1 protein-coding gene is annotated in these 1,367 nt (G+C 68.5%); it reads left to right on the plus strand.

What is annotated here, in order from left to right:
• Positions 1-252 precede the first annotated feature (252 nt).
• Positions 253-1,362, plus strand: a complete 1,110-nt coding sequence (locus ABZU69_RS37080) for an ISAs1 family transposase (protein ID WP_354968869.1) — start codon at positions 253-255, stop codon at positions 1,360-1,362.
• Positions 1,363-1,367 lie beyond the last annotated feature (5 nt).

A 1,367-nucleotide genomic window follows, 5' to 3' on the forward strand; every position in this document is an offset into this window, starting at 1 on the left:
CAGGGCGATTGCGTAGTCGATCGGTGGGTGCCCTGAGCTGGGAATCTACGGGGTGAGTGGCCTCTGTGGAGGCGGGAAGAGCGGGTGAGATCGCGTCGGTGATCATGGAGTTCTCTAGGCTTCACGACACCCCGAGGACCTCACCCGCCGATGTCATCATGCCCGATCCCTGCGCTGTCTTCGGTCGCCGGCACCCCTGGCACGTCACCACCGTCCGTTACTGCAGGTGAGACAACGGGACTGCTACACGCCTTGGCGGCGGTCCCGGATCCTCGAGATCCGCGGGGAGTGCGTTACCCGCTGTCGGGCTTGCTCGCGGTCGCGGTGTGCGCGGTCCTCGCGGGGGCGTCGTCGTTCGCCGCGATCACCGATTGGTTGCACGATCTGGATGAGCAGGCCCGCGACCGGCTCGGCTTCGGCCATGGGGTGCCGGCGGGTACGACGGTATGGCGGTTGCTGACCCGCCTCGACGATCAGTTGTTGTCTACCGTCCTCGCGGGTTGGCTGAAGGTCCGCGCCCGGCCGGTCACACCCCGGCCGCACCGATATCGGACGGTGATCGCCGTGGACGGGAAAACGCTGCGGGGAGCCCGCCGTGCCGACGGCGGTCAGGTTCATCTGCTGTCCGCGCTGGACACCAGCACCGGCATCGTCCTGGCCCAGGTCACCGTGAGCGCGAAGAGCAACGAGATCCCCGCGTTCGCACCGCTGCTCGACGCGGTCGAGCAAGTGTTGGGCAGCCTGACCGGTCTGCTGTTCATCGCCGACGCCCTGCACACCCAGACCGCCCACGCCGAGGAGATCGCCGCCCGCGGCGCCCACCTGATGATCCCGACGAAAGGCAACCAACCCACCCTGTTCAAGCAGCTCAAGACCCTGCCCTGGCCGGAGATCCCGATCGGGGACCGCCGCCGCGACACCGGCCACGGCCGCCGCGAGACCCGCACCGTCAAAGCCATCACCGTGGCTACTCCGGGCGGCATCAGGTTCCCCCACGCCGAGCAGGCCGTCCGGATCACCCGCACCCGCACCACCAGCGGGAAGACCAGCCGCGAAACCGCCTACTACACGGTGTCTCTACCCGCCGAGCAGGCCCAACCCGCCGACCTGCAGCACTGGGCCCGCCTCGAATGGCACATCGAAAACCGCGTGCATCACGTCCGGGACGTCACTTTCCGTGAAGATCTCCACCAAGCCCGGACCGGCACCGGACCCGCCGTCCTCGCGACCCTGCGTAACACCTCGATCGGCTACCACCGCACCAACGGCGAGGCCAACATCGCCCGCGCCACCCGACGCGCCAACCGCCGCCCCCACGACCTCATCACCGCCGTGACCAGCAGCATCCCGACAACGCAATGACCCTG

Origin of the sequence: Micromonospora sp. NPDC005206 (assembly GCF_040608175.1) — a bacterium.
Taxonomy (GTDB): Bacteria; Actinomycetota; Actinomycetes; order Mycobacteriales; family Micromonosporaceae; genus Micromonospora.